Below are 3046 nucleotides of genomic sequence, written 5' to 3'. Positions count from 1 at the left end.
ATGAGAAGTGGGCATTGTTGAGACTATGCACATTCTGGCAATTTAGCAAACGCCTGTTCAACCAACTCCTTTGACTTAGCATCCAAACGCAGCCAATCGACTTCACCGAATTCATCGATTAAACTAGTATCAATATCAGCAACTTCCTTCTGTGGTGTGTATTCAAGAAAACACACTTCATAACACAGTTCCCACAAATCGATACTCGCTTCTTGCTGTTGACGCTGCAAACGTAGATGATATCCTGGATGGGGCATCGGCAGACGAGCCAGAGTTCCTCTGATTTCATCTGCTTCTTGGGGTGTTGCAGTTTCCATTGCTTGCAACAGTTCAGTTACCAATGCTTTGATTTCATCAGTGGTGCTAGGCGGCCAAATCAAGACATCATGGTAAGTTCCTGTCCAAGAAGATTCATCAAGCTGCTTGCGGATATTATCGATAACGCGAATGAAAGCAGGTTGCATGAGGATTTCAGCCTGCTGCCATGCAACTGGATTTGTTATTTTAGGTGGCATTGGTAATAAACAGGGGCACTAAAAGAAAAATAAACTAGTCTGCGTTTATTAAAAAGCTGCGTTTTTAATCTAAATCTTTTCTCAAGATAGCGGATTTCATTGAAGAAAATTTGGAGATATTTATTACCAGCTGGAAAATTAGGTAATAACTCTGGGGAGGGAATATGATAGGCAAGCTACTAGATCATCGTTACCAAGTAATTCGAGTCCTCGCGATGGGAGGATTTGGTCAAACCTACATTGCCCAAGATACTAGGCGGCCCGGCAATCCCATTTGCGTTGTTAAACACCTCAAACCCGGAACTGACCCCAGAGTTTTTGATACTGCTAAACGTCTGTTCAACAGCGAAGCCGAAACCTTAGAAAAACTGGGCAACCATGACCAAATACCCAGGCTGCTAGCGTACTTTGACGAAAACCAAGAATTTTATCTAGTACAAGAATATATTGAAGGACATACCCTAGCTGAGGAACTTATACCTGGTAAGCGCTGGAGTGAAAGCCAGGTAGTTCAATTGTTGCAGGAAGTTCTGGAGATTCTCGAATTTGTCCATCACCAAGGCGTGATTCACCGCGACATCAAACCGGATAATATCATTCGCCGCGTCTCAGATAATAAGTTAGTTTTAGTTGATTTTGGAGCAGTGAAACAACTGCGTACACAACTGGTGACAGTGGGCGGACAAGCCTCTGCTACAGTGGTTATCGGCACTCCTGGCTATATGCCGACAGAACAAGGGCAAGGTAAACCTCGTCCCAACAGCGATATCTATTCCCTTGGCATCATCGCCATTCAAGCATTAACAGGATTACAGCCAACAGAATTGCAAGAAGACCCAGAAACGGGGGAAATTATCTGGCGGCATTCAGTAACAGTGAATCATGGACTGGCAGCAGTGTTGTCCAAGATGGTGCGTTATCACTTCAAAGACCGCTACCAAAATGCCACGGAAGCGCTGCAAGCGTGTAAAGACGCGATTAATCCAGTACCTGCACTTTCCACACCTCAAGAAGCCGTCAAAAATTCCAGTTACCAAACAGCCAAATCCCAACCTCAAGTATCTCGGTTACAAACTATTGCAGTTGCACCAGCAAATCCTGTCAAACCTGGGCGTAAAGACTCTAGTAAATCCGACCCCTGGCCGGTATTAATTGGCATATTACTGGCGGGTGGTGCAGCTGCCTTGGTAGCAAATGTATATCCAAATGTGAAAAATTTAGCTTTAAATCTTACAGGTAAGGATACCGCTTTAGCAAACAAATGCTCAGCTGTTGTCGTCGGAAATTCTAATATTCGTTCTGAACCTAGTTCGATAAATTCTAATAATATTGTGCAAACTGTTGCTAATAACACCAATTTTGAGGTGACTGGCAAGCGAACAAAAGCAGGTTGGATAGAAGTTAAGCTTAAATCTGGTGGTTTGGCTTGGGCACACCCGACCGTGATAACTAATAATCAAGAATGGGGTTCTTGCCTACGTGAAAAGGGTATTGCAACTAGGATTGTAGATGATAGCAGCTTGATTGCGACTCGAACAATTCCTCAGCCAAAACCAAAATCTAGGGATGTAGTAACTCCATTACCAGAAAAGCCGAAGGGGTCAACTGACGATGCTGGTAAATCAGAACGATCGCAGTCTAATGATAACAGTGCCAATATTGTAGAACAAGCAAAAAAGAAGTATGATTCAGGGGATATAATTGGAGCGATCGCACTTTTAAGATCGGTTCCAGCAAATGCTGCTTCTGGTATCCAAGAAACAGGCAAAATGATTGCCCAGTGGCAGGAAGATTGGGCAAAGGCGGAGGCATTATCTAATGAGATTAATAAAGCAATAGATGATGGTAAATGGGATAAAGTTTTAGATTATAGAAACCATCCAGAAAAATTGCCTAATACTCAATATTGGCGAAATAGAATAGAACCATTATTTAAACAAGCAGCCGAAAATCTAGCAAAACAGGCACTAACTGAGCTAAAAAATCAAGGCAATCAGAAAAATACCCAACAGAAACTTCCTGATACTAACCAACCTGCAACCACAGAGAGTCCTAATAGCACAGAAACTCCTAAAACTGACTTTTAACAGTTATTAGTAAACACAGTTCAGTTTCTGGCTGGGAATAACTAATATCAAGTCCGCTTGATTACTTATTAAACCCGAAGAACCCCACCCCCGCCAAAGCTATGCTTTGTCTCCCCTCCCCGCTTGCGGGGAGGGGCTGGGGGTGGGGTGTATTGACTGTGGTTAGCATAACTAATTATGCGGACATGATATAAATTAGGGCTGCCGCCTTCCGAATTCGCAGCAGCAGCCCAATAAAAATTGTTTCCAGATTATATCTGGAAACGATTTTTATCTATAGTTTTATTTTCCCTAGCCATGCATTTCGTCGTATTCTTGGGCTTCAACTCGTCTTGCTTCCATCCGTGAAGCAGGCAAAAACTCAGCACGACGGACTGGAACCAAGGGCGGCGTATTTCCTTGATAGGGGTGAATAACTTGTACAGTACGGGCTGGACGCTGCCG

The 3046-nt window shown here is 43.3% G+C and carries 2 protein-coding genes and 1 pseudogene; 1 reads left to right on the top strand and 2 read right to left on the bottom strand.

Going from position 1 to position 3046, the window contains the following annotated elements; genetic code table 11:
- Positions 1 to 23: 23 nt before the first annotated feature.
- On the bottom strand, positions 24 to 515 hold the full coding sequence (locus IQ229_RS21075; RefSeq protein WP_194047069.1) for a hypothetical protein: 492 nt from the start codon (positions 513 to 515) through the stop codon (positions 24 to 26).
- Between the two features lie 164 nt (positions 516 to 679).
- On the opposite strand from IQ229_RS21075, the gene IQ229_RS21070 reads away from it, so the two are divergent.
- Positions 680 to 2602 carry a serine/threonine protein kinase gene (locus tag IQ229_RS21070; RefSeq protein WP_194047067.1) on the top strand — a complete coding sequence of 641 codons (1923 nt, stop codon included), beginning with the start codon at positions 680 to 682 and terminating at the stop codon, positions 2600 to 2602.
- A 291-nt stretch (positions 2603 to 2893) separates the two neighbouring features.
- Here IQ229_RS21070 and IQ229_RS21065 read toward each other — a convergent pair.
- A pseudogene (locus IQ229_RS21065) lies at positions 2894 to 3046 on the bottom strand (heterocyst differentiation related protein); the annotation flags it as partial.

Source organism: Nostoc cf. edaphicum LEGE 07299, from assembly GCF_015207245.1.
GTDB classification, from domain to species: domain Bacteria; phylum Cyanobacteriota; class Cyanobacteriia; order Cyanobacteriales; family Nostocaceae; genus Nostoc; species Nostoc edaphicum_B.
This window is presented reverse-complemented; position numbering and strand designations above follow the sequence as displayed.

What these genes read in the sequence shown, in the direction of transcription:
- IQ229_RS21070 (WP_194047067.1), top strand. Translation starts at nt 680, where the DNA reads ATGATAGGCAAGCTACTAGATCATCGTTACCAAGTAATTCGAGTCCTC.
- IQ229_RS21075 (WP_194047069.1), bottom strand. Translation starts at nt 515, where the DNA reads ATGCCACCTAAAATAACAAATCCAGTTGCATGGCAGCAGGCTGAAATC.